This is a genomic window from Mechercharimyces mesophilus (genome assembly GCF_059818345.1).
In genome coordinates this window covers 1,498,862-1,520,906 of record NZ_JCBAPH010000001.1, presented here as the reverse complement: position 1 = coordinate 1,520,906, position 22,045 = coordinate 1,498,862, and the positions used below count along the sequence as shown (strand labels likewise).

At 46.7% G+C, this 22,045-nt stretch carries 18 protein-coding genes and 1 pseudogene; 12 read left to right on the top strand and 7 right to left on the bottom strand.

The window, feature by feature from the left end:
• Positions 1-139: 139 nt before the first annotated feature.
• The 4 genes from lonB to AC6RGY_RS07400 all read left to right on the top strand — a co-directional run bounded on the left by lonB (position 140) and on the right by AC6RGY_RS07400 (position 6,015).
• Positions 140-1,822: an ATP-dependent protease LonB gene (gene lonB / locus AC6RGY_RS07415; protein ID WP_499861276.1), complete on the top strand. Its 1,683-nt coding sequence runs from the start codon at positions 140-142 to the stop codon at positions 1,820-1,822.
• Positions 1,823-1,951: 129 nt separating this feature from the next.
• Positions 1,952-4,297, top strand: a complete 2,346-nt coding sequence (lon, locus tag AC6RGY_RS07410) for an endopeptidase La (protein ID WP_499861272.1) — start codon at positions 1,952-1,954, stop codon at positions 4,295-4,297.
• Positions 4,278-4,865 (top strand): ribosome biogenesis GTP-binding protein YihA/YsxC, encoded by a 588-nt coding sequence (yihA, locus tag AC6RGY_RS07405; protein ID WP_499861270.1) that lies wholly within the window; start codon positions 4,278-4,280, stop codon positions 4,863-4,865. The genes lon and yihA overlap by 20 nt, the downstream gene beginning before the upstream one ends.
• 34 nt (positions 4,866-4,899) lie before the next feature.
• Positions 4,900-6,015 carry a D-alanine--D-alanine ligase gene (locus AC6RGY_RS07400; protein WP_499861267.1) on the top strand — a complete coding sequence of 372 codons (1,116 nt, stop codon included), beginning with the start codon at positions 4,900-4,902 and terminating at the stop codon, positions 6,013-6,015.
• 89 nt (positions 6,016-6,104) lie between these two features.
• On the opposite strand, the gene AC6RGY_RS07395 is transcribed toward AC6RGY_RS07400, so the two are convergent.
• The 6 genes and pseudogenes from AC6RGY_RS07395 to AC6RGY_RS07370 all read right to left on the bottom strand — a co-directional run bounded on the left by AC6RGY_RS07395 (position 6,105) and on the right by AC6RGY_RS07370 (position 11,160).
• Positions 6,105-6,779: a L,D-transpeptidase family protein gene (locus AC6RGY_RS07395; RefSeq protein WP_499861263.1), complete on the bottom strand. Its 675-nt coding sequence runs from the start codon at positions 6,777-6,779 to the stop codon at positions 6,105-6,107.
• Between the two features lie 169 nt (positions 6,780-6,948).
• On the bottom strand, positions 6,949-7,713 hold the full coding sequence (gene map / locus AC6RGY_RS07390; RefSeq protein ID WP_499861261.1) for a type I methionyl aminopeptidase: 765 nt from the start codon (positions 7,711-7,713) through the stop codon (positions 6,949-6,951).
• Between the two features lie 16 nt (positions 7,714-7,729).
• The gene (locus tag AC6RGY_RS07385; RefSeq protein ID WP_499861259.1) at positions 7,730-8,203 is read right to left on the bottom strand and encodes a LiaF transmembrane domain-containing protein; all 474 of its coding nucleotides are present in this window, start codon (positions 8,201-8,203) and stop codon (positions 7,730-7,732) included.
• A 94-nt stretch (positions 8,204-8,297) separates the two neighbouring features.
• Positions 8,298-9,119 (bottom strand): ABC transporter permease, encoded by an 822-nt coding sequence (locus AC6RGY_RS07380; RefSeq protein ID WP_499861258.1) that lies wholly within the window; start codon positions 9,117-9,119, stop codon positions 8,298-8,300.
• Positions 9,116-9,895, bottom strand: a pseudogene (locus AC6RGY_RS07375) (ABC transporter ATP-binding protein). The gene AC6RGY_RS07380 and the pseudogene AC6RGY_RS07375 overlap by 4 nt, the downstream one beginning before the upstream one ends.
• A gap of 248 nt (positions 9,896-10,143) precedes the next feature.
• Positions 10,144-11,160 carry an ABC transporter substrate-binding protein gene (locus tag AC6RGY_RS07370; protein ID WP_499861255.1) on the bottom strand — a complete coding sequence of 339 codons (1,017 nt, stop codon included), beginning with the start codon at positions 11,158-11,160 and terminating at the stop codon, positions 10,144-10,146.
• 200 nt (positions 11,161-11,360) lie between these two features.
• Between AC6RGY_RS07370 and hemA the strand changes: the two genes are divergently transcribed.
• The 6 genes from hemA to AC6RGY_RS07340 all read left to right on the top strand — a co-directional run bounded on the left by hemA (position 11,361) and on the right by AC6RGY_RS07340 (position 17,222).
• Positions 11,361-12,731 (top strand): glutamyl-tRNA reductase, encoded by a 1,371-nt coding sequence (gene hemA / locus AC6RGY_RS07365; RefSeq protein ID WP_499861253.1) that lies wholly within the window; start codon positions 11,361-11,363, stop codon positions 12,729-12,731.
• A 19-nt stretch (positions 12,732-12,750) separates the two neighbouring features.
• Positions 12,751-13,557, top strand: a complete 807-nt coding sequence (locus AC6RGY_RS07360; protein ID WP_499861251.1) for a cytochrome C assembly family protein — start codon at positions 12,751-12,753, stop codon at positions 13,555-13,557.
• A gap of 29 nt (positions 13,558-13,586) precedes the next feature.
• Entirely contained in the window at positions 13,587-14,516 is a 930-nt protein-coding gene (gene hemC, locus AC6RGY_RS07355) for a hydroxymethylbilane synthase (protein ID WP_499861249.1), read from the top strand.
• Positions 14,513-15,397 carry a uroporphyrinogen-III synthase gene (locus AC6RGY_RS07350; RefSeq protein WP_499861247.1) on the top strand — a complete coding sequence of 295 codons (885 nt, stop codon included), beginning with the start codon at positions 14,513-14,515 and terminating at the stop codon, positions 15,395-15,397. Before hemC ends, AC6RGY_RS07350 begins: the two co-directional genes overlap by 4 nt.
• A complete protein-coding gene (hemB, locus tag AC6RGY_RS07345) occupies positions 15,381-16,355 on the top strand; it encodes a porphobilinogen synthase (RefSeq protein ID WP_499861482.1) in 975 nt (324 codons plus the stop codon). Before AC6RGY_RS07350 ends, hemB begins: the two co-directional genes overlap by 17 nt.
• A gap of 690 nt (positions 16,356-17,045) precedes the next feature.
• Positions 17,046-17,222 carry a hypothetical protein gene (locus AC6RGY_RS07340; protein ID WP_499861242.1) on the top strand — a complete coding sequence of 59 codons (177 nt, stop codon included), beginning with the start codon at positions 17,046-17,048 and terminating at the stop codon, positions 17,220-17,222.
• Between the two features lie 222 nt (positions 17,223-17,444).
• On the opposite strand, the gene AC6RGY_RS07335 is transcribed toward AC6RGY_RS07340, so the two are convergent.
• A complete protein-coding gene (locus AC6RGY_RS07335; protein WP_499861240.1) occupies positions 17,445-18,749 on the bottom strand; it encodes an amidohydrolase in 1,305 nt (434 codons plus the stop codon).
• A gap of 276 nt (positions 18,750-19,025) precedes the next feature.
• Between AC6RGY_RS07335 and AC6RGY_RS07330 the strand changes: the two genes are divergently transcribed.
• Both AC6RGY_RS07330 and AC6RGY_RS07325 read left to right on the top strand, forming a co-directional pair.
• Entirely contained in the window at positions 19,026-19,790 is a 765-nt protein-coding gene (locus tag AC6RGY_RS07330) for a YheC/YheD family protein (protein WP_499861237.1), read from the top strand.
• A gap of 189 nt (positions 19,791-19,979) precedes the next feature.
• Positions 19,980-21,977 (top strand): SBBP repeat-containing protein, encoded by a 1,998-nt coding sequence (locus AC6RGY_RS07325; RefSeq protein ID WP_499861235.1) that lies wholly within the window; start codon positions 19,980-19,982, stop codon positions 21,975-21,977.
• Positions 21,978-22,045: the final 68 nt, after the last annotated feature.

The window sequence follows — 22,045 nt, the reverse complement described above, 5'->3', positions numbered from 1 at the left end:
TCAGCGAAAGGGGCAGTAGCAGAATAGGAAAGGCGTTCCTGTCTGTGTTTTAATTGCATGAGCAAGTGAAGAGTAGGTCCAGCGATCTCCGGTCATACTTTGAGTAAAAGGTGTCAGGGTAAAACGGAGGGCGAAACGGATGAATATCACAGGACTATTACTTCTCTTGCAGATTTTTTTCTCGATCGTTATTGGTTTGTATTTTTGGAACTTATTCCGAAATCAGCAGTCCAGCCGGCACGCGGTTGATCGGGAATCGAAAAAAGAGTTAGAAAAGCTGAATCAGTTGCGTATGATTTCACTGACGGAACCCTTAGCAGAAAAAACGCGCCCCGCTTCTTTTGATGACATTGTCGGACAGGAAGAGGGTTTGAAAGCCTTGAAGGCGGCGTTGTGTAGCCCTAACCCGCAACACGTGATTATTTATGGGCCTCCAGGTGTGGGGAAGACAGCTGCAGCACGTGTCGTATTGGAGGAGGCAAAGAAAAATCCCGACTCCCCTTTTAATGCGTCTTCTCGCTTTGTGGAATTGGACGCCACCACCGCTCGTTTTGATGAACGGGGCATTGCCGATCCGCTCATTGGCTCTGTGCACGATCCGATCTACCAGGGAGCCGGAGCGATGGGGGTTGCTGGTATCCCACAGCCAAAGCAGGGTGCAGTAACAAAAGCTCATGGAGGCATCCTTTTCATCGATGAAATTGGGGAATTGCATCCTGTGCAGATGAACAAGCTGTTAAAAGTATTGGAAGATCGGAAGGTTTTCTTGGAGAGTGCTTATTACAGCGCCGAAGATCCGCAGACACCGAAACACATCCATGATATTTTTCAAAATGGGCTTCCAGCAGACTTTCGTTTGGTGGGAGCGACGACGCGAACGGCAGACGAGATTCCACCTGCCATTCGGTCACGTTGCATGGAAATTTTCTTCCGACCCTTAATGCCCCGGGAAATTGGGCTGGTCGCTAAAAAATCGTTGGCACGTGTTGGTTTTGTGTTTGCTGAGGAAGCGGTCGAGGTGATGAAGAGATATGCCACCAATGGACGGGAAGTAATCAATATCGTACAAACCGCTGTGGGCATTGCGATGATGGAGAAACGAAAGAAGCTGGAAGTGGCGGACGTCGAGTGGGTCATTCACAGTAGTCAACTAACCCCCCGACCGGACAAGCAAATCCCTGCCTGTCCGCAAGTGGGGCTTGTAAATGGACTGGCCGTGTACGGTCCCAATATCGGAGCTCTCTTAGAAATTGAAGTGACAGCCTTTCCGGCAACAGAAAAAGGGCGAGGTAAGTTAAACATCACAGGCTTAGTGGAAGAGGAAGAATTGGGCACCTCATCCCGTAAGTTGCGTAGAAAGAGTATGGCGCGCGGATCGGTGGAAAACGTACTTACGGTATTAGCACGTATGGATGTGAATCCTTATCATTATGATCTGCATGTTAATTTCCCCGGAGGGATTCCTTTGGATGGACCATCCGCAGGCATTACCATGGCGACGGCTGTCTACTCTGCGATAAAAGGGGAGCCCATAGATAATCGTTTGGCAATGACAGGAGAAGTAAGCATTCATGGGTTGGTGAAGCCTGTTGGAGGTGTGGTAGCGAAGGTGAAAGCAGCCAAACAGGCGGGTGCCACGCGGGTGATGATTCCCAATGACAATATGCAGAAAGTCCTACATGAAATCGAGGGAATCGAAGTGATCCCTGTTTCTCGAGTAGAAGAAGTGCTTAAAAGAGCCCTAATTCATGAAGAAGATAATCAAGAACAACGGGTACCGGCCACGGTGGAGATCCTCACAGCCTCTTCAGCCCCCGTTTAACGCTTGAAAGGATAATTTGACCGGTACCAAAAATGGTACCGGTCTACGATCATGGACAAAAGGATGCGAATAAGATAAAATCGTACAAAGCTAAACGAAACCCAAGTAGTAAGTATTGGAGGTGGATTCATGGCAGATAAAGAAGAGAAGCGTTCGTTGCCTCTTCTTCCGCTCCGGGGTATTTTGGTTTTCCCTAGTATGGTGATCCATCTTGATGTGGGGCGGGAACGTTCGATCAAAGCACTGGATCAGGCGATGGTGGACGACAATCTGATCATGCTCTCGACACAAAAAGAAGTTGACATAGAAGAACCGACGGAAGATGAGATCTACCAGATGGGTACGGTAGCAAAAGTAAGGCAGATGCTGAAACTGCCGAATGGCACGATTCGTGTATTAGTGGAAGGCCTTCATCGTGCGGAAATTTTAGATTATCAAGAAGAAGAGCCTCACTATACAGTAGAAGTAAATGAAATGGTCCATGGGGAAGAAGAGGTTCCCTTGGATGAAGAAGCTCTCATGCGCACGGTACTGGATCATTTTGAAGAGTACCTACGCTTATCGAAAAAAGTTTCTCCCGAAACCCATTCCGCTGTGGCGGATATTGATGAACCCGGGCGTTTAGCCGATGTGATCGCAGCCCATTTGCCACTTAAAATCCCAGAAAAACAAAAAATCTTAGAGACCTTACCGGTACAAGAGCGCTTGGAACTGCTCTTGGACATCTTAAATGATGAACGAGAAGTATTGGAACTTGAGAAAAAAATCAGCCAACGTGTGAAGAAGCAGATGGAGAAGACACAGAAAGAATACTATCTGCGCGAACAGATGAAAGCGATTCAGCGCGAGCTGGGAGAGAAAGAGGGACGAAGTGGCGAAGTAGAGGAATTACGCGAGCAACTAGAAGAACTAAAAGCTCCCGAAGAAGTGAAAGAAAAGGTAGAGAAGGAGATTGTACGCCTCGAAAAAACACCGACCAGCTCGGCAGAGGGCGGTGTGATACGAAGTTATGTAGAGTGGCTCCTCAGTCTGCCTTGGAGTGAAGAGACCAAAGATGATCTTGATTTAAACAAAGCGGAAACCATTTTAAATGAAGATCACTATGGCCTAGAAAAAGCGAAAGAACGTGTGTTGGAATATTTAGCAGTACAAAGCATGGTGGCAGAACAAAAAGGTCCCATTCTTTGTTTGACAGGCCCTCCCGGCGTGGGGAAAACCTCATTGGCACGCTCAGTCGCGCGGTCATTGGGTCGTGAATTTGTCCGAATTTCGTTGGGTGGAGTAAGAGACGAAGCAGAAATCAGAGGCCATCGACGCACGTATGTGGGAGCGATGCCTGGTCGGATTATTCAGGGAATGAAGACAGCAGGTAAGGCTAACCCTGTCTTTTTATTGGATGAGATCGATAAAATGGCGATGGATTTCCGAGGCGATCCTGCCTCTGCTTTATTAGAGGTATTGGATCCGGAACAAAACAAATCATTTAGCGATCACTATGTGGAGCTTCCATTCGATCTATCCAAAGTGATGTTTATTACAACGGCTAATGTCGTGCACAATATTCCTCGCCCCCTACTTGACCGTATGGAAGTCTTGTCGATCTCGGGATATACCGAGTTAGAGAAAGAGAAGATCGCGAAGGAATACTTATTACCGAAACAATTAAAAGAGCATGGCCTATCGAAAGAGAAATTCCAACTGCAAGGAGAAGCCATCCTCAAGATAATCCGGCGCTACACTCGAGAAGCGGGCGTACGTAACTTGGAGCGGACGATTGGCAAGCTGTGCCGTAAGGGAGTCAAGTTGTTGGTTGCTGGCGAAAAGAAACGGGTTGTCGTTACTGCCAAAAATCTAGCTCACTTCTTGGGACCCGAGAAGTATCGCTATGGTATAGCTGAGAAGACGAATCAGGTCGGAGTAGCGACAGGACTGGCATGGACGGAAGTAGGAGGAGATACTCTTAGCATTGAAGTCACTCTCCTTCCCGGAAAAGGTAAGCTCACCTTAACGGGGAAATTGGGCGATGTCATGAAAGAGTCGGCCCAAGCTGCCTTTAGCTATATTCGTTCCCGCTCGGACAAACTTAAACTGGATGAAGATTTTCATGAGAAACAAGATATTCATATCCATGTTCCCGAAGGAGCTATTCCCAAAGATGGTCCTTCAGCGGGGATTACGATGGCAACGTCTCTCTTATCGGCACTGACAGGAATCCCTGTAAGTAAAGATGTGGCGATGACCGGAGAGATTACGCTTAGAGGGCGTGTATTACCGATTGGTGGACTGAAAGAGAAAGCACTCAGTGCACACCGAGCAGGTATTTTACGTGTTGTTATTCCGAAAGATAATGAAAAAGACTTAGTCGATATTCCAGAAAGTGTACGGCAAGATCTAACCTTCATTCCCGTAAGTCATATGGATGAAGTGCTTGAGATTGCCTTAGTGGAGGATCCTTATGAGCAAAGTAACAGCTGAGTTTATCATCAGTGCGGTGAGCCCACAGCAGTACCCAGAAGATGCCCTGCCAGAAGTTGCTCTGGCCGGGCGTTCCAATGTAGGGAAGTCATCGCTCATCAATAAATTGATTCATCGTAAAAATTTAGCACGAACCAGTTCCAAGCCAGGAAAAACCCAGACGATTAACTTTTATTTAATCCAAGACCAATTTTACTTTGCCGATATGCCAGGATACGGATTTGCGAAAGTGTCCAAATCGATTCGCGCCGAATGGGGAAAGATGGTGGAGCGCTATCTTCGCGAGCGCAACGATTGCCGTGGTGTCATCCAATTGGTAGATGTTCGTCATCCGCCGACGCGGGATGATAAACAAATGTATGAGTGGCTTAAATATTATGAGAAACCAACGATTGTTGTTGCAACCAAGGTCGATAAAATATCGCGCAATCACCGACAGAAACATTTGAAAGTGGTTCGTGAAGAGCTATCACTGGACCCGCGGGATGAATTGATTCTGTTCTCAGCGGAAACAGGTGAGGGAAAAGACCAACTTTGGAACGCAATCCATCAGATGGTTGTAAAATAACAGTAACGGCTTTGCGATAAAGGTGGGAGAGATAGTGGACAAGAAAATTCGGGTAGCGGTATTGTTTGGTGGAAAGTCTGGTGAACACGAGGTTTCTTTGCATTCGGCAGCTTCGGTGATGAAGGCAATGGATCCTGATCGCTATGAGGTGACACCCATTGCCATCACGAAAGCAGGGGAATGGCGAATGGGAAAAGATGCGATATCGGTGTTAGAAGGAACCATGAAAGTGCAAGAACTAAGTACACTCAAAGAAAGTTTAGCTGAGGAAGAGCACAAGGTTCTTGCCTCTTCGCTCTCCAGCGATATCTTATCGTTTGTAAGAGACGAAGTAGATGTGGTCTTCCCTGTATTGCACGGCACGTATGGTGAAGATGGAACCATGCAAGGACTGTTAGAGATTACGGATATTCCTTACGTGGGAGCGGGTGTGCTGGCATCGGCTGTTGGGATGGATAAGGTATTGATGAAAAAGATCTTTGCCCAAGAAGGACTACCGCAAGGGGAATTCACTTTCTTTCTACGTCATCAAATTGAGAAAGAGATGGACGTGGTCATGGATCAAGTGGAGAAGCAGTTTTCCTATCCTTGTTTTATAAAACCAGCCAACCTAGGTTCAAGTGTAGGGATTTCCAAAGCGGTCGATCGGAGCTCGCTACAAGAAGGGCTGAGAGAAGCCATTCGCTTTGATCGCAAGGTAGTGGTCGAGGAGTTTATCGATGCGAGTGAAGTAGAAGTGGCGGTTATGGGAAATGATGAACCGCAGGCGTCTGTACCGGGGGAAATCGTTTCTTCCAATGACTTTTACGATTATCGTGCCAAATATATCGATGGCAAGTCTGAGATGCAAATTCCGGCCAATCTACCGAAGGAGACATTAGAAGAAATCCGACAATATGCGATTCAATGTTATCAATCGATCGATTGTACGGGGTTAGCGCGCGTCGATTTCTTTGTGCGTAACGGAAATCAACAAGTGCTCGTCAACGAAATTAATACCATGCCTGGCTTTACACCTTATAGCATGTATGCGAACTTGTGGAAGCATTCAGGGATTAGCTATCCGGAAGTCGTAAATAAGTTGATTGAATTGGCCTTAGAGCGATATGAAGAGAAGAAAAAGACAGTGACGACCTTTGACATGAATTAATTACGAAGACGAAAAGAAGCGAAGCCTTACCTTTTATGGAGAGGCTTCGCTTTCTTTTGTTCTGCTTTTTATATACAACTGCTTTGCACCTACTTTTTCTCTGCCACGGAGTGATGAAGATAGGCGGTGCTCCCATCCGTTAGCTGTACTTGGTACCATCTTTGACCGGACCCTAAAAGAGTGAGACGTTCTCCCTTTTCTTGCGAGCCACTAACGGCAGCTGATAAAGAAGGAGAAGTGCGTAAGTTTGCCTGATTGGCTGTGATGGATACCTCTCCTCCTTCTTTATGGATGGTTTCTCCGCTGTGGATTGTGACCGATGTTCCATGGGGGACTTGCTGAAACAGTTCGATGACATCGCTATTCAACATGCGAATGCATCCACCAGAAGCATAAGTTCCAATAGAAGAGGGTTGATTGGTCCCATGTATGCCGTACGTACGACCCTGATCTCCGTCTACTTGGAGTCCGAGCCAACGTTCACCCAATGGATTTTCGGGTATGCCTCCTGGGGTATCCTTCCACATGGGTTGGACAAACTTTGTGGTAATGATATAGGTGCCTTCTGGAGTCAAGTCCGAAGTGCGTCCGGTGGCAATAGGATAATGATGGATTACGGTACCTTCTTTGAGCAAGGTAAGTTGATTGCTTGACTTGTCAATGGAGATATAATAAGGACTCGTAGCGGCTGTTGTCTCAGGAATAAAGAAGAAAGAGAGTAAGCCAATCATGACGAAACTGAGAATGACACGCCAATGAGACATTTTTTCGCCCCTTTCATAAAGGAAGCTTGTTAGCGAGGGAATCTCGTCTAACAAGCTTTTTTCGTGTTTTTATATCAAAGAACGCTACGAACGATCAATTTACAAAAAATGATTCAATCTACTATCTATTAATCTATTATACTATCCCTAGGCTAAAAAGAAAAGAGACTCACTGCTGTGAATCCCCTAGTTGCGTCAGCAGTTGTGGTCCTTTTTTGGTAATGGCAATGGTGTGTTCATACTGAGCAGCTAAACTGCCATCACTGGTGCGAGCCGTCCAGCCATCGCGTACGTCTACTTCGACTTCCTCGCTTCCTATGGTGAGCATAGGCTCAATCGTGATAACCATACCGGGCTGTAGACGTGGACCTTTCCCTGGCCCACCAAAGTGAGGGACGGGTGGCTCTTCATGAATACGCTGACCAATTCCGTGACCGACAAACTGCCGTACGACACCGTATCCTTTTCCTTCGGCAAATGTTTGAATCGCATGAGAGATATCTCCAATGCGGTTACCCACTACGGCCTGCTCAATACCGACGAATAAGGCTTTTTTGGTTGTCTTTAAGAGTGATTCCGCTTGGTCCGAGATGGGACCGATGGCATAGGACCAAGCGGAATCAGCTAGCCAACCATTCAGATTGACAACCATATCGATTGTTACGATATCTCCTTTTTTTAAAGGAGTAGGGCTAGGAAATCCATGGCAAACACATTCGTTAACGGAAGCACAGGTGGCATAGGGATAGCCCATATATCCTTTTTGTTCTGGGGTGGCTTTATGCTTTGCTAAAAAGTTCTCTACGAACTGATCGATGTTCTTTGTGGAGATACCAGGGCGAATACGGCGTTTGATTTCTTGATGGCAACGGGCCAATAATTGCCCCGCTTCTTTCATCGCGGCGATTTCATCTGTGGATTTCAACCTAATCATGTATGGATCACTCTTTCTAATTTTTTCGCCATATAAGAAAGATTCCAAAACCGATGAGGGCTAGAGACCAATACTGAACAAGAAATTGCCGGATATCTGAGATAAAAGGAAACTGGCTGGCTTGTGGCCACCAGATGAAGGCAAACAGAATCATGATTAATCCAGCTCGGCTATAAGGTTTAATCTTTTGAATCAGACCAACGGCCAATAGGGCGATCCCTATCAAAAGTAGATAGGCGCTCCAATGATCCGGCCAGCTAGAAACATGTTCTTTCCCCAAAAAATGAAGACCAAACAGCGATAGGAGGGCTCCATAGATCATGGTTTTCTTATAAGGGGGGCGAATGGAGAGAAGCCAGATCGTAACCCCGACGATGAGTAAAATAAGTGGCCAAGTAAGCCAATCTTGTAAAAATGCCCATTGTTGCTGTTGCATAAAAAAGAGAGTTCCTGCGATGATAAGAGCGATACCGACAACTTTTCCGCGCATATTTACCTCCTTCATTGTTTGCAATGGTGGGTAGAATGACTGATTCTGACTAACTACCCTCTAATGGTATCACAAACCGGAAGGAGAGAAATCTTTACCTGCGGAGATGTTGCTGAAGTCTATTTTCCAACCAGGCAATCGCCTGATACATGACCGTGGCTAAGATTGCAACCAGAATGAGGCTGAGCATGACCAGACTCAAGTTAAATACCTGAAAACCATAAATCATGAGGTGACCCAAGCCTGATTCCGAGACAAGAAACTCTCCGACGATGACCCCTACCCAAGCGAGGCCCACATTTACTTTTAAGGCTGAGATCATATCTGGAATCGCATGGGGGAAGATAATAAGACGAAAAATCGTGAATCGCGAAGCCCCTAAGCTACGAGCAAGTCGAATGGGTTCAGGAGGGACACTCTGAAAGCTGGTGTAGATCACAAGAATCGTAATAATGATTGTAATCGCGACGGCCATCGCTACGATCGAGCCAAATCCGGCTCCCATGGTGACAATAAAAAGAGGACCGAGAGCCACTTTGGGCATACTATTGCCGATGACAAGATAAGGGTCCAGTACACGTGCGAGCAGAGGAGAGGCCCAGATCAAGATGGCGAACAAAATTCCGCCCCCTGTTCCAAGAACAAAGCCCGTGATGGTTTCGAAAGAGGTTACTCCTATGTGGTAGAAGAGGTCACCGCTTTTCATCATCTGGAGGAAATTAACCCATATTCGGCTGGGGCTACTGAAGAGAAATGGATCGATCCAGCGAAAGCGTGCCCCGAGCTCCCATAATCCGAGGAAGAAGAGCAGGATGGTTACTTGTAAAGCCAGAACCGTAAGGGTTTGCAAACGCTTGCGACGTAGGAAAAGGGCATGTTCTCCCGATTGTGCTCCACGTTCCAACCAATGCTTCATGATGCTTCCCCCTTGAGTTCTTGCCAGAGGCTTTCAAAGAGAAGGCGAAAGTGCGGATGTCCTCGTGCTTTGAGGGGAGGAGAAGCGCGTAAATCGTCAGGGAGGATGAGCTCACGCTGAATTTTACTCGGCTTCCCGCCCATAACGAGTATACGATCTGAAAGAGCGAGTGCTTCTTCCAGGTCGTGTGTCACCAGGAGCGCTGTTTGTCCCTGTTGTTGCAAGATAGTCGTTAAGAGCGCCTCCAATTCACATTTCGTTTGAAAGTCAACGGAGGAGAACGGTTCATCGAGTAAAAGGATCGCTGGAGAGAGTGCTAGAGTACGGACGAGCGCAATGCGTTGACGCATACCACCGGATAGTTGAGCCGGATAGTATGTGGCTACTTGTTCCATTCCAAGATCGCTAAGAATAGCTTGTGCGTGGGAGATGGATTGAGAAGAGAGTTGTTTGCGAATTTGCAGACCAAGTAGGATATTTTCTTCCACCGTACGCTAGGGTAAAAGGCAATCTTGTTGCATCATGTATCCAATCGTGCGGGGAGGAGAGCGAACTTCTTTCCCTTGTACGTACAATTGGCCAGAGCTTTTCTGTTCCAGGCCAGCAATCATGGAGAGAACGGTACTTTTTCCACAGCCACTGGGACCTACCAGACTGACAAATTCCCCTGGTGTAACGGAAAAGGTGACGGAGGAGACAGCAGTATAAATTTCCTTTTGGCTTAGGTAGGTTTTAGAAACATTTTCTAATGAAATGGCGGGCTGAGTCTGTTTCATGAAGGGGTTCCTCCTCGCTCTCATGATGTTTAATCGAGTTAAAAGTGATCGTTCATCCTTCTACTATGGGAAGAGAGGGTCCGTTCTCTCGTCCGTGATGGAATACCCAGATGCATTTTCCTTAGCGGTTGTGCGAGAATCGTTGACAAGGTCGTCTCCCCAAGAGATTCCCCTCTATCTGAAGGAGTAACTTTCCACTTATAGGGAAGGATTCCATCGAACACGGGAGGGGGCATTCTTCTAAAGGACTAGGGATTTTCTTGCATAACTTCTTCGGCCAACTTCATGTCGGTGACGGTTTCGTAAGGGACGTCTTGTGGTAGTTCGCCTGCTTCTTCAAGGATTTGAAGCAAACGCTGGTATTCGCTTTTCTCGATGAGGGGGTCCGAAGACCAGGAGGATTGTGCTTGATAACGTTCCAATACTTTCTGGAGGATGGCTTCATCCGTATCAGGGAAATGAGGGGACATAACCGAGACGAGTTGTTCGGGAGATTGTTGCTCGGTCCACTGCTGTGCTTTGTACAGTGCACGGACAAATCTTTTGGCGAGTTCAGGGTTTTCTTCTAGCCACGTTTGCTTGGTGAGATAGACAGTGTAGGGTAGATCGCCACTTTCTTCACCAAAAGAGGCGACGACATATCCCTTGCCTTCGGCCTCTATCTGGGAGGCGACTGGCTCAAAGAGTTGTGCGTAGTCTCCAGTGCCTGAGGCAAAGGCGGTACCTAGATTTTGAAAGTCGACATTTTGAATGATGGATACCTCTTCATGAGGAATCAAGCCGTTGTTTCTTTGTACATACTCACTCACCATTTGAGGCATCCCTCCCTTGCGCTGTCCAAGGAGTGTTTGCCCTTGAAGGTCATTCCAAGTAAAATCGGGTTGTGGCTGGCGCGAGACGAGAAAGCTACCATCTCGCTGGGTTAGCTGGGCAAAGGCGACGACGGGTTGGTTAGCTTCACGGGCAGTGACATAGATCGCTCCTTCCTGCCCCATGAGGATCATGTCGGCTTCGCCGGCCAATAAAGTGGTCATGGTCTTATCTCCACCCGCACCATTGATCAGTTCGATTTCAATGCCCTCTTCAGCAAAAAAACCGTTCTCCATCGCCACATATTGTGGCGCATAGAAGAGGGAGTGTGTAACCTCCACTAAGCGAATGGTGTCCTTTGCTTCCTCTGAAGTTTCTTTCCCGCATGCTGTGACAGAAAAGATAAGTAAGAATGTGATTATCACGGTGAATACGAGTCGGATGTTTGGCATCATAAGAGAAAATTCCCCTCCTGCATAAAATGAATGATAGGCTCAATTATCCTATGCGGGAGCTTCAAAATCTGTTCACATGAGTATGGATCGTAGGAAATGGTGCTTATGTTATAATGGACAAGATGATAGTAGCGAGACGTGCTAGTGTTCTTGATGGTTATTTACTAAAAAGTTCACTAGATAGATTGAGGTGAATAATGATGTATATCATGGTGGCAGGAATCAATCATCAAACGGCGCCGGTGGAACTCCGCGAGCGGATGTCTTTTTCTGCGGACGAAATCGGAGAAGCTGTTACGCGCTTACAAGAACAGAAAGGCATCCTGGAATGTGTTGTGCTCAGCACATGCAACCGTATGGAATTGTATGCGGTTTGTGATCAGCTGCACACGGGTGCTTATTATTTACGTTCTTTTTTAGCAGATTGGTTCGGATTACGCACACAAGATTTTGATGATCATCTCTATCTGAAGCACCAACAAGACGCTGTTTCCCATCTTCTGCACGTGGTTTGTGGTCTCGATTCCCTGATTCCTGGGGAGACACAAATTTTGGGACAGGTTAAAACCGCGTTTTTTACTGCGCAGGAGCAAGGAACGACCGGCAGTTTATTTAATCGCTTGTTTCAACAAGCAGTCACTTTTGGGAAACGGGTGCACGCAGAGACAGAGATCGGACAGAACGCGGTTTCAGTTAGTTATGCCGCTGTGGAGTTAGGGAAGAAAATGTTCACCTCCTTTAGCGATAAAACCGTCCTGTTGGTCGGCGCGGGGGAAACAGGCGAACTGACGGCTCAACATTTGCAAAGCAATGGGGCGAAGCAGATTGTGGTTCTGAATCGCACGGTGGAGAAAGCGGAGAAAGTAGCGGCGCGCTTTCAAGGACAAGCTGCTTCCTTAACCGAATTACCCATATGGCTGGCCGAGGCGGATATTGTGATCAGTTCGACGGGGGCGAGTGACACGGTGATCACACGGGAAATGGTGGAGCCGGTCATCCGTACCAAGCCGATGCCACTCTTCTTTATTGATATTGCGATGCCACGGGATGTGGATCCCGGTGTCCATCAATTAGACAACGCGTATTTATACGATATCGATGACCTGCAAGGAATCGTCGAAAGCAATGTTAGCCTACGTAAACAAGAAGCGAAGAAAATTACTCTGTGGATTAGTGATGAAGTGGTGCAATTTGAAGAATGGATGGCTACACTCGGTGTGGTTCCACTTATTAACGCCCTGCGTGAGAAAGCGATCACGATTCAAGAAGAGGCGATGGATCGAATTGAACGTAAGTTGCCTGATTTAACGGAACGAGAGAAGCGCATGATTCGCAAACAGACGAAAAGCATTATTAATCAGATGGTGCGCGATCCAATTGTTCGTATAAAAGAGAATTCAAGTGGATCGGATCGGGAACAATGGTTGGATATGTTTGTTCATCTGTTTGCGTTAGAAGATCAAGTGAAAGAGCTAGAGAAAGAACAGCCAATGAAGAAAGAAGCGCGATGTCCGACGGCGATGTCCTTTCAAACGAAGTGGGCGTCGAAAGACATATCGATTCGATCCTAGTGTGAGGGGGCAATAGGTAATGGCAACGCATTGGGTGTCTGACTTTATTATTTATTCCTATGCACTTAGTCTTTTGTTCGCCTTTTCAAACCTTATGCACAAAAACCCCCTTTCCAAACGGATGGCGCAAGGGTTGTTGCTGTTGGTGTGGCTTTTGCAATCGGTATTTTTAACGATGCGTGTTTTTGCACTTTCACCGATCTTAACCCCATTTGACTCTCTCTTCTTTTATTCTTGGGTATTGGTTACGTTTACGTTGATAATCAATGCCCTTTATAAAATGGATATTCTTGTGTTCTTGGCTAATGTTGTAGCCTTTACCGTAGCGGCTTCGAGCCTCTTTTTTGTGAGTGACGATACAGGTTTGTCAGGTCCGCTACTTAATGAACTGGTGTTTGTCCATGTAACGATGGCGTTGACGGCATACGCTTCCTTCTCGCTTTCCGCGATTGCGTCTGCGCTGTACTTATTGGTTAATTTCTTATTAAAGAAAAAGAAATGGGAATTACTGCGCCGTCTGCCCAGCTTGGATCAACTTTATGGTTTTTCCCATCGCTTGGTGGTCATCGGTGTTCCTTTTTTATTAACAGCACTTATTCTGGGAACGATGTGGGCGTATCAGAGCATGGGTGCGCTTTTCTGGTATGATCCGAAAATAGGAGGATCGTTGTTGGTACTGGTGGTGTATGGATTTCATCTGTATCAACGGATGTCGAAGCGTTGGCCTGCTCGGCAATTAGCGTGGTGGAATCTAGGGGCTTTTCTCACCATCTGGTTAAACTATTGGATTTCCAATACCGGATATTCATTTCATCAGTGGTTGTAATAGAACATGAGGTTAAAGGAGTTTTGACGGTGCGGACAGTGATTGCAGGGACAAGAAAAAGTGCATTAGCGCTAACTCAGACGGAGTGGGTAATGGAGCAATTAAAACCGGTTACCCCTTCATGGCAGGTAGAGACAGAGAAGATTGTGACCAAAGGAGATAAAATCCTGGATGTTACGTTGTCTAAAGTGGGCGGTAAGGGATTGTTTGTGAAAGAAATTGAACAAGCGCTCCTTGATGAGCGAGTTGATTTTGCGGTGCATAGCATGAAAGATTTGCCTGGTGTCATGCCTGAAGGGTTGACGATCGCAGCGGTTACCAAACGTGAAGATCCGCATGATGTGCTTGTATCGCAGAAGTATGCTTCACTGAAGGAACTTCCCGAGGGAGCTCGCCTTGGTACCAGTAGTTTGCGCAGGCAGGCCCAAGTTTTGGTGGCTCGCCCTGACCTGGTAGTGGAGCCGGTACGAGGCAATATTAATACACGGCTTCGCAAGTTGGAGGAAGGTCAGTTTGACGCCATTGTGTTAGCGGCGGCTGGGTTGAAGCGCATGGGATGGGAAGAGCGCATTACCGAAGCCATCTCGGCTGACGTGATGCTACCCGCAGTGGGGCAAGGAGCATTGGCGATTCAATGCCGTTCTACCGATGATGAAATGATTGCAGCGCTGAATCACTTAAATGATCGGGCCACGGAGCGATGTGTACGGGCAGAGCGCGCTTTCTTGCATGCATTTGAGGGAGGCTGTCACCTGCCTATTGCTGGCTATGCCACGATTTCGGAAGAAGATCAAGTAATCCTTGCCGGATTGGTCGCGTCACCTGATGGAGAAAAAGTGTTTAAAGGTCGCGTGGTAGGAACGGATGAAGAATCTTTAGGGAAACAGTTGGCAGAGCAGTTACGTGCAGAAGGTGCAGGGAAGCTGTTGGAGGAAGTGCGTGAGGAGCTTCGGTCGTGAGTTCTCTCCCGCTCTCCGGACTACGAATCCTGGTAACCCAACCGCGAGAGAAAAACCGAGGATTGATTGAGCAAATTGAGACGCAAGGGGGAGAGGCGGTCGCTTTTCCGGCGATCCGCATCCAACCTGCTTCTGATCCTGATCCCTTGGACGATGCATTGCAGCAGCTGTCCTCGTATGATTGGCTTCTATTCACAAGTGCCAATGGTGTTCATTTTTTTCAGCAACGTCTTCAAGATTTGAAATTGGACCATGGCATCATGGAGCGAATTCAGATTGCTGTTGTCGGTAAGAAAACGAAGGTAGCTGTTGAAGAAGCGGGATGGGCGGTCTCTCTGTGTCCGCAGGAAAAATTCCGTCAAGAGGGACTGTTACATGCACTTGCTCCCCAATTGAAGCCGGAACAGCGAGTGCTTTTTCCGCGAGCTGCGCTTGCCCGAACCTGGATTGTAGATGAATTGAGGAGTTTGGGCCATCACGTGAGCGATGTGATCACTTATGAGACGGTGCCTGGAGATGGCGATGTGGAGCAAGTGGTGCGTCTCTTGCGTGCACAGGAGTTACATATTCTTACTTTTACGAGTCCATCAACGGTACGCAATGTGCTCAAAGCGATTACCGAGCATACTTCAGGGGAGAATTCGCTATTTCAAACAGCGAAGGTAGCTTGCATTGGTCCACTGACAGCAAAATATGCCAAGCAACGTGGGCTTGCCGTGGAGATCGTGGCGAAGGAGTCTACATTAGAAGGTTTGATAGAGGCCATAATCGAGCGTGAGGGATCATCCAGTGAAATTCGAGTCGAACGGACAGACTCAAAGAGGTTGTGTAGTGAATCGAGTAACGATGACGAAAGGAGCAAGAATGATGGAGAAATTTAAACGTCACCGCCGGCTACGCGCAAGTGATTCGATTCGTGGCATGGTGCGTGAACATACCTTGCAGTTGCCGGATTTGATTTATCCACTTTTTGTTGTAGAAGGGGAAAATGTAAAGGAAGAGATTCCTTCGATGCCAGGAGTCTACCATTTCTCATTGGACCGGTTGGATCAAGAGGTGGACGAAGTGGTTCAACTTGGTCTTCGCTCGGTTCTCCTCTTCGGCGTTCCGCAAGAGAAAGACCCCTTTGGTAGTGCAGCCGATGATGAGCTGGGTATTGTGCAACGGGCGACGCAGCGTATCAAAAAACGTCACCCATCCTTGTACGTGATTGCAGATACCTGTTTGTGTCAGTATACAGACCATGGTCATTGTGGATTAGTGGAAAATGGAGTCGTGCTAAATGATGCTTCGCTGGAACGATTGGCACAGACGGCTGTGGCACAAGCGAGGGCAGGAGCAGATATGATCGCACCGTCCAATATGATGGATGGGTTTGTAACGGCAATACGTGAGGGATTGGATCAAGAAGGTTACTCCCACATCCCGATCATGTCGTACGCGGTTAAATACGCTTCTAGCTTCTATGGTCCGTTCCGCGATGCGGCGCACTCGACTCCCCAGTTTGGCGATCGGCGGACATACCAGATGGATCCGGCTAATGCCCGTGAGGCCTTACGTGAAGCGGCTTCTGACGTGGAAGAGGGAGCAGACCTCTTGATGGTGAAGCCGGGGCTCGCTTATATGGATATCGTGTTGCGTCTCAAAGAGCGATTTGATTTACCGATAGCGGTTTATAATGTGAGTGGAGAGTACTCCATGATTAAAGCAGCAGCTCAAAATGGTTGGATCGATGAGCAAAAAGTGGTTATGGAGATGCTGACAGGCATGAAACGAGCAGGAGCAGACATCATTCTTACCTACCATGCGAAAGATGTTGCGATGTGGTTGAAAAGATAGAGAGGGCAACTAGAAAGAAGCGCATTATGAGGAAGAGGGAAGTTCGGGCTTGGACTAGTAGAAGCTATCTGAGGAAATGATAGGCGCTAGCAGAAAACATTGATCGCTGGTGAAAAGCTCTTATGGGTAGAAGGGGTCATCCCCTCTATCTATAAGAGCTTCTTTCATTAGAGTAGCAAAATGAAGTGCGAAGGAATGTGGATTTTTTCCCCTTATCTGTCGCATGAAAGAAAAGATTGAGGATACTCTAACGAGAAGAAAAACAGGATGACCGTCACGGAAACTTAGCGAAATTGAGATTGATCATGTGCTCATTGGTTCTTGTTCTATGGTAGAATCCATGATTTACAGATTTCCGCGGAAATCATCAAAGGCAAGAGAATCTCAGATAGGGTAAGTATGGATATTAATCCAGGTAGTCAGAACATTTATAGACAGGCTGAATCGCAACCTCTTGGGTGCTTTTTCAAAAGTGAACAAAGAAATTTATCTATCTAGTCCCGCAGTGGCTGCTGCATCCGCATTGACGGGTCGAATGACAGATCCAAGGAAATTTTAGGTGAAAGGAGAATAAAGGCACATGCTGGTGAAAGGAAATGCGTTTACATACGGCGATTACATTGATACGGGACATATCGTTCCAGCTAAATTCCTAAACACAGCATCCCTCAGGAACTGGCGAAACACTGTATGGAAGGGATCGACAAAACCCTTGTCTCTTTTGTAAAACCAAATGATTTCATCGTTGCGGGACGAAACTTTGGGATGGGCTCATCACGAGAGCATGCCTCCCTTTCTCTCAAAACGGTGGGAATTGCCTGTATCATTGCCTTTTCTCACAAGCGAAGAGGCATCTGTCGATGTTGAGCGAGGCAACCAGATAGAGATAGATACGGAGACAGGAATGATCATGAATCTGACCAAAAACAAAGTTTACTCTTCGGAGCCCATTCCTTTAGAAATAAAAGAGTTATCACGAAACGGCCTGATTCCCTACTCCCTGCAAAGTTTTTGAAGTCGCAACTACTTAAAATATCGATCCCATCCCCTTTGTATGATCACAAGGGCGATGGGTTCTTCACTATTTACTCATAAACCTGCCACTAATCTGCGCGCGCGTTCCCCGGCTTCTTTTAATAGTGCCTCTTCATCTATGGTGGTTAGATTCCGATTTTGCATAAGTACTTGTCCATTGACAATGGTGGTATCTACATCGGCTCCTGTGGCTGCATAAGCAAGGAGGGAGTAGAGGTCATGCCTTGGGGTGAGGTGAGGCTGATTCAAGTCTACTAAGATGAGATCCGCTTTCTTTCCTACCTCTAGGGTTCCAACCTGCTGATCAATTGCCAGCAATTTAGCACCTTCCGACGTTGCCATACGAAGAGTCGCACGGGCATCGATGGTTACTGGATCGAAAGTGAGTGCTTTTTGTAGACCGGAAGCCAGCTTCATTTCTTTAAAGAGGTCAAGAGACGATGCACTTCCCGCACCATCCGTCCCGAGACCGACAGGAATGCCGCGACGGTGGTAGGCTGTTAACGGCGCAATCCCGCACCCCAACTTCAGATTACTCATGGGATTGTGAGCAATCCCTCCCCTCATGTTTGCTAGCAAAGAAATCTCCTCCTCACTCACATGAATGGCGTGGGCTAGTAAAACATGAAACTCCTCACTTAACATTCCGAGCTCATATAAGTAACGAGTGGGGGTAAGCTGATACTTTCTTTTCATTCGATCGATCTCTTCCTTGGTTTCTGCTAAGTGAATATGAATCGGAACGTTCATCTCTTGCGCTAGTTGCATCACCCGTTGGAGTGATTGTGGATCACAAGTGTAGGGGGCATGTGGACCCAACATGGTGGTAATGCGACCTTGTGCTTGTCCGGACCACTGCTGGATAAGATGGATTCCTTCTTGCAGACGTTCTTCGGCACGAGCATCTCCATTAAAGATCAGTCCGCGGGTAAGCGAGGCGCGAATGCCTGTTGTTGCGACAGCTTTAGCAACCTGATCCATATGCATGTACATATCGGCAAACGTGGTTGTTCCCGATTTAATCATCTCGGCTATGCCCAGGAGAGCACCGCAATAGACATCTGTGGGAGTCAAACGGGCTTCAGCGGGAAGAATTTTTCGATCCAGCCAATCCATTAACCGCAGGTCGTCACTAAAAGAACGAAAGAGTGACATGGGTGAATGTTGGTGGGCATTGATGAGACCGGGGAGTGCAACCATTCCTTCGGCATGAATGATGGACAGGTCTGAGGAGTGTTCATGTGAAGAGACATCCCCTATGGATACGATGGTGTCCTCTTCGATATAAATATCCCCTGGTGAAAGTGGCTCCTCTCCTGATAGAGTCAAGAGATGAGCATTTTGAATGAGTAGACTCATATACAATCGGCTCCTTTGATTGAATTTTCCATTTCTAATCGAGGATGAACTATTTGTACGAAAGCTCCCATCACATGAGGAGCTTCTATTAAAGGGTAGTGCTTGACGCGACGGAAAGGTCAAGCAGGCAATTGAAAAGGAAGAATCCTTCTATTGTAGGGGATCGGCTTTCCTTTAATTTGTAGATGCATACTCTCTTTTTCCTTTATTAGTAACATTATTCTATTAAAAGAATATAATAGATTAAATAAATGAAAAAGAAGAGGAGAGGAGAAAATGGTGTATGCACTGCGGGACAAATCGGTCCAAGCCAAAGCGTTACAACGTGACGCGCTTACTAGAAAGCACTTTCCTAAAACGATGAGGCTGAGCACCAAAAATCTACGAAAAATGTGGAAGAAATATCAGACGGTTTATATTAAATCGACAGGGGGGTATGGAGGAAAAAATATTTTTGTTGTTCGACGTGGATTAAAAAGGGCTGCTTTGATGACCCCAAATAGTAAGCGAGCAATTTCTTTTCATAGTGAGAAAGAACTCTATCTTGCTTTAAAGCCTCTTTTGAAAGGGGCATATGTTATCCAAGAGGGAATAAAGAGTCGAACCAGGCAAGGCTATCCGTGTGATATTCGTGTACACACGGTTCGCTATAAAAATAGATGGCGCTTAGGGGGAATGGCGGGGAGAGTGATATTTGCTCGTTCGGAAATCATTAATCCTACCACGGTGGGAAGCGTTTTTGAGATTAACGAATTCTTATCTAACTACCTAGGAATGAATAAACAAGAGAGATCAAAGATGATTGGGAAGTTACTGGACTTGTCACTGCATGCTTCACACGTGATGAGTAAATGGTACCCGACGCGCGACCAACATGGTGTGGATATAGGAGTGGATAAAAACGGGAAGCTATGGATCTTTGAAGTAAATGTGGCTCGTCCCAATTATTATCCTTTTAAAGTAATTGATCCACAAGCATATAAACGGATTACCTATTACGGTGCCATGGCGAAAAAAGAACGTATGAAGCTGGTACGATAACCTTTTTGAATGGTTCGTTCTCATTATTAAATGTGGGACGATCCTATTAGATGGAATTTAGTTTTTACCTGATTCCCCACCAGTCCAGCGTGCGAAAGCTACGTTTGTTTCCTGTCTGCACAGGTATGGTTTTAACAGCATAGCATAATTTATACCATACTTATGCGGACTAAAGGGAGTAGGTTGATCGTGCAAAATAAAATGGGTAGTCTCAAAAGCGTGAAGGGTCTCCTTCCCCAAAGAGACTCTTTTCACTTAACTTATCAGAAAGACGGGTTGCTTTTTGAGAAACAGCCTCACGGTGAAGACACTGGTAGCGTGAAGTTGTCTTTTTGTCGTGCGCTTCCAGATGTTCAAATTCAAATGGTCCAAGAGAGAGGACATGCTCACTATCTAGGTGTATGGCCGGGTATCGATGCTGTTTTTTATCAACATAAAGAGGGATTGAAGTACGAATTTGTCGTACATCCTGGTGCTGATCCGAAAGAGATTCGGCTCACTTATGAAGGCAACAACAAGCTGAATATTCGAGAATCAGGAGAGTTGTGGGTGCATATGCTCTCTTTCCTCCTCGTGGAGAAACAGCCGGTCAGCTTTCAAGGCGATCGAGAAATTCCCACCCGATTTGAGCTAAGAGATGATGGTACGTTTGGTTATCAACTTTTAGAGGAGTACGATTCGAGCTTGCCTCTGATTATTGACCCACTGGTCGTCCTTTATTCCTCCTATTTGGGTGGGAATGATGAGGATTTTGGTATAGGCATCACCGTGGATGCGAAGCAACAAGCCTATGTAGTGGGGGCGACTCAATCGACCAACTTCCCTATTACTACAGGATCTTTCCAGACCCAATCTGGTCGACAGATTGATGTTTTTGTGACGAAGTTGAGTTCGGATGGATCTTCACTCGTCTACTCTACTTTCCTTGGGGGATCAGATGTGGATGAGGGAGCGAGTGTGGCGATTGATACAGATGGGAATGCCTATCTAACAGGTATCACGAGCTCGACCAATTTCCCCATAAAAAATGCGTTTCAATCTATCTTTGCTGGCGGGGTGGTAGATATCTTTGTGACGAAGTTGAGTCCGGATGGTTCGTCTCTCGTCTACTCTACCTATTTTGGTGGCAATAGAGATGATATGGGACTTAGCATTGCTCTCGATGACACGACATCTGCCTATCTCACTGGAAATACCTCTTCGACTGATTTTCCTGTTACCTCTGGTTCGTTTCAGACCATCCCACCAGTAGATATAAATGCCTTTGTAACGAAATTTAGCCCGACGGGTACCTCGCTTGTTTACTCCACTTATCTTGGTGGGAAATCTCGAGATCTTGGGAGAGGAATTGCGGTTGATTCTGCCAATCAAGCATTTGTGGTGGGAGATACAGAATCAAGCAATTTTCCTGTTACGATCGGTGCTTTTCAAACGGTTTATAGTGGATTAGGAAAAGCCTTTGTGACGAAATTGAATGATGCAGGCTCCGCACTTATTTATTCTACCTACCTGGGCGGGAAGAGTAGCTCTAGCCTGGAACAAGGAGCGGCTATAACGATCGACTCCTTTGGTTCTGCTTATGTGACGGGCCAGACGGGCTCGACTGACTTCCCTGTTTCGAATGGTGCTTTCCAAACGCAGCTGGCTCCCGCGCTTAACAAGGCATATGTGACAAAGTTCACCCCACAAGGAAATGGTCTTGTTTTTTCTACTTACCTAGGTGGGAATATACGGGACTTTGGAAATGCCATCGCATTGGATTCTTTCTTTAATCCTTGGGTAGTGGGTACGACAACTTCGATGGACTTTCCCGTTACGTCAGATGCCTTTCAGCGAAATCTGAGAGGACTGTCTGACGCGTTTTTGACACAAGTCAGTTTTGCTGGGACGGGGCTTTTATACTCTACCTATTTTGGTGGGAGCTTAGCAGATACGGGACGGGGAGTAGCGGTCGGATTTCAAAATCGACTGTTTGCGACAGGGTTTACCTTTTCAAGTGATCTTCCGACAACTCCAGGTGCTTTCCAATCCGTATTTGGGGGTGAAATTGATGCATATCTCCTCAGTATTGGAAAGTTAAGCGTGACAGGAGCAACCGGCCCTACGGGTGCGACAGGATCTCGTGGACCTCGTGGTCCTCGGGGAGCGAGAGGACCACGCGGGTTCGGAGAGGGTGAATCAGGTTAATGATGGACAAAGAGGGGGGTGGTGTATCCACCTCTTTGTATTTTAGATAAGAAAGGAAATGGGTAGAT

Excerpts from the sequence above, each read along its gene's own strand:
- AC6RGY_RS07360 (WP_499861251.1), top strand. The coding sequence starts at position 12,751 with ATGGCAACGCATTGGGTGTCTGACTTTATTATTTATTCCTATGCACTT.
- yihA (WP_499861270.1), top strand. The coding sequence starts at position 4,278 with ATGAGCAAAGTAACAGCTGAGTTTATCATCAGTGCGGTGAGCCCACAG.
- map (WP_499861261.1), bottom strand. The coding sequence starts at position 7,713 with ATGATTAGGTTGAAATCCACAGATGAAATCGCCGCGATGAAAGAAGCG.
- lon (WP_499861272.1), top strand. The coding sequence starts at position 1,952 with ATGGCAGATAAAGAAGAGAAGCGTTCGTTGCCTCTTCTTCCGCTCCGG.
- AC6RGY_RS07385 (WP_499861259.1), bottom strand. The coding sequence starts at position 8,203 with ATGCGCGGAAAAGTTGTCGGTATCGCTCTTATCATCGCAGGAACTCTC.
- AC6RGY_RS07335 (WP_499861240.1), bottom strand. The coding sequence starts at position 18,749 with ATGAGTCTACTCATTCAAAATGCTCATCTCTTGACTCTATCAGGAGAG.
- hemB (WP_499861482.1), top strand. The coding sequence starts at position 15,381 with ATGATGGAGAAATTTAAACGTCACCGCCGGCTACGCGCAAGTGATTCG.
- AC6RGY_RS07340 (WP_499861242.1), top strand. The coding sequence starts at position 17,046 with ATGGAAGGGATCGACAAAACCCTTGTCTCTTTTGTAAAACCAAATGAT.
- AC6RGY_RS07380 (WP_499861258.1), bottom strand. The coding sequence starts at position 9,119 with ATGAAGCATTGGTTGGAACGTGGAGCACAATCGGGAGAACATGCCCTT.
- lonB (WP_499861276.1), top strand. The coding sequence starts at position 140 with ATGAATATCACAGGACTATTACTTCTCTTGCAGATTTTTTTCTCGATC.
- AC6RGY_RS07395 (WP_499861263.1), bottom strand. The coding sequence starts at position 6,779 with ATGTCTCATTGGCGTGTCATTCTCAGTTTCGTCATGATTGGCTTACTC.
- hemA (WP_499861253.1), top strand. The coding sequence starts at position 11,361 with ATGTATATCATGGTGGCAGGAATCAATCATCAAACGGCGCCGGTGGAA.
- AC6RGY_RS07330 (WP_499861237.1), top strand. The coding sequence starts at position 19,026 with ATGGTGTATGCACTGCGGGACAAATCGGTCCAAGCCAAAGCGTTACAA.
- AC6RGY_RS07370 (WP_499861255.1), bottom strand. The coding sequence starts at position 11,160 with ATGATGCCAAACATCCGACTCGTATTCACCGTGATAATCACATTCTTA.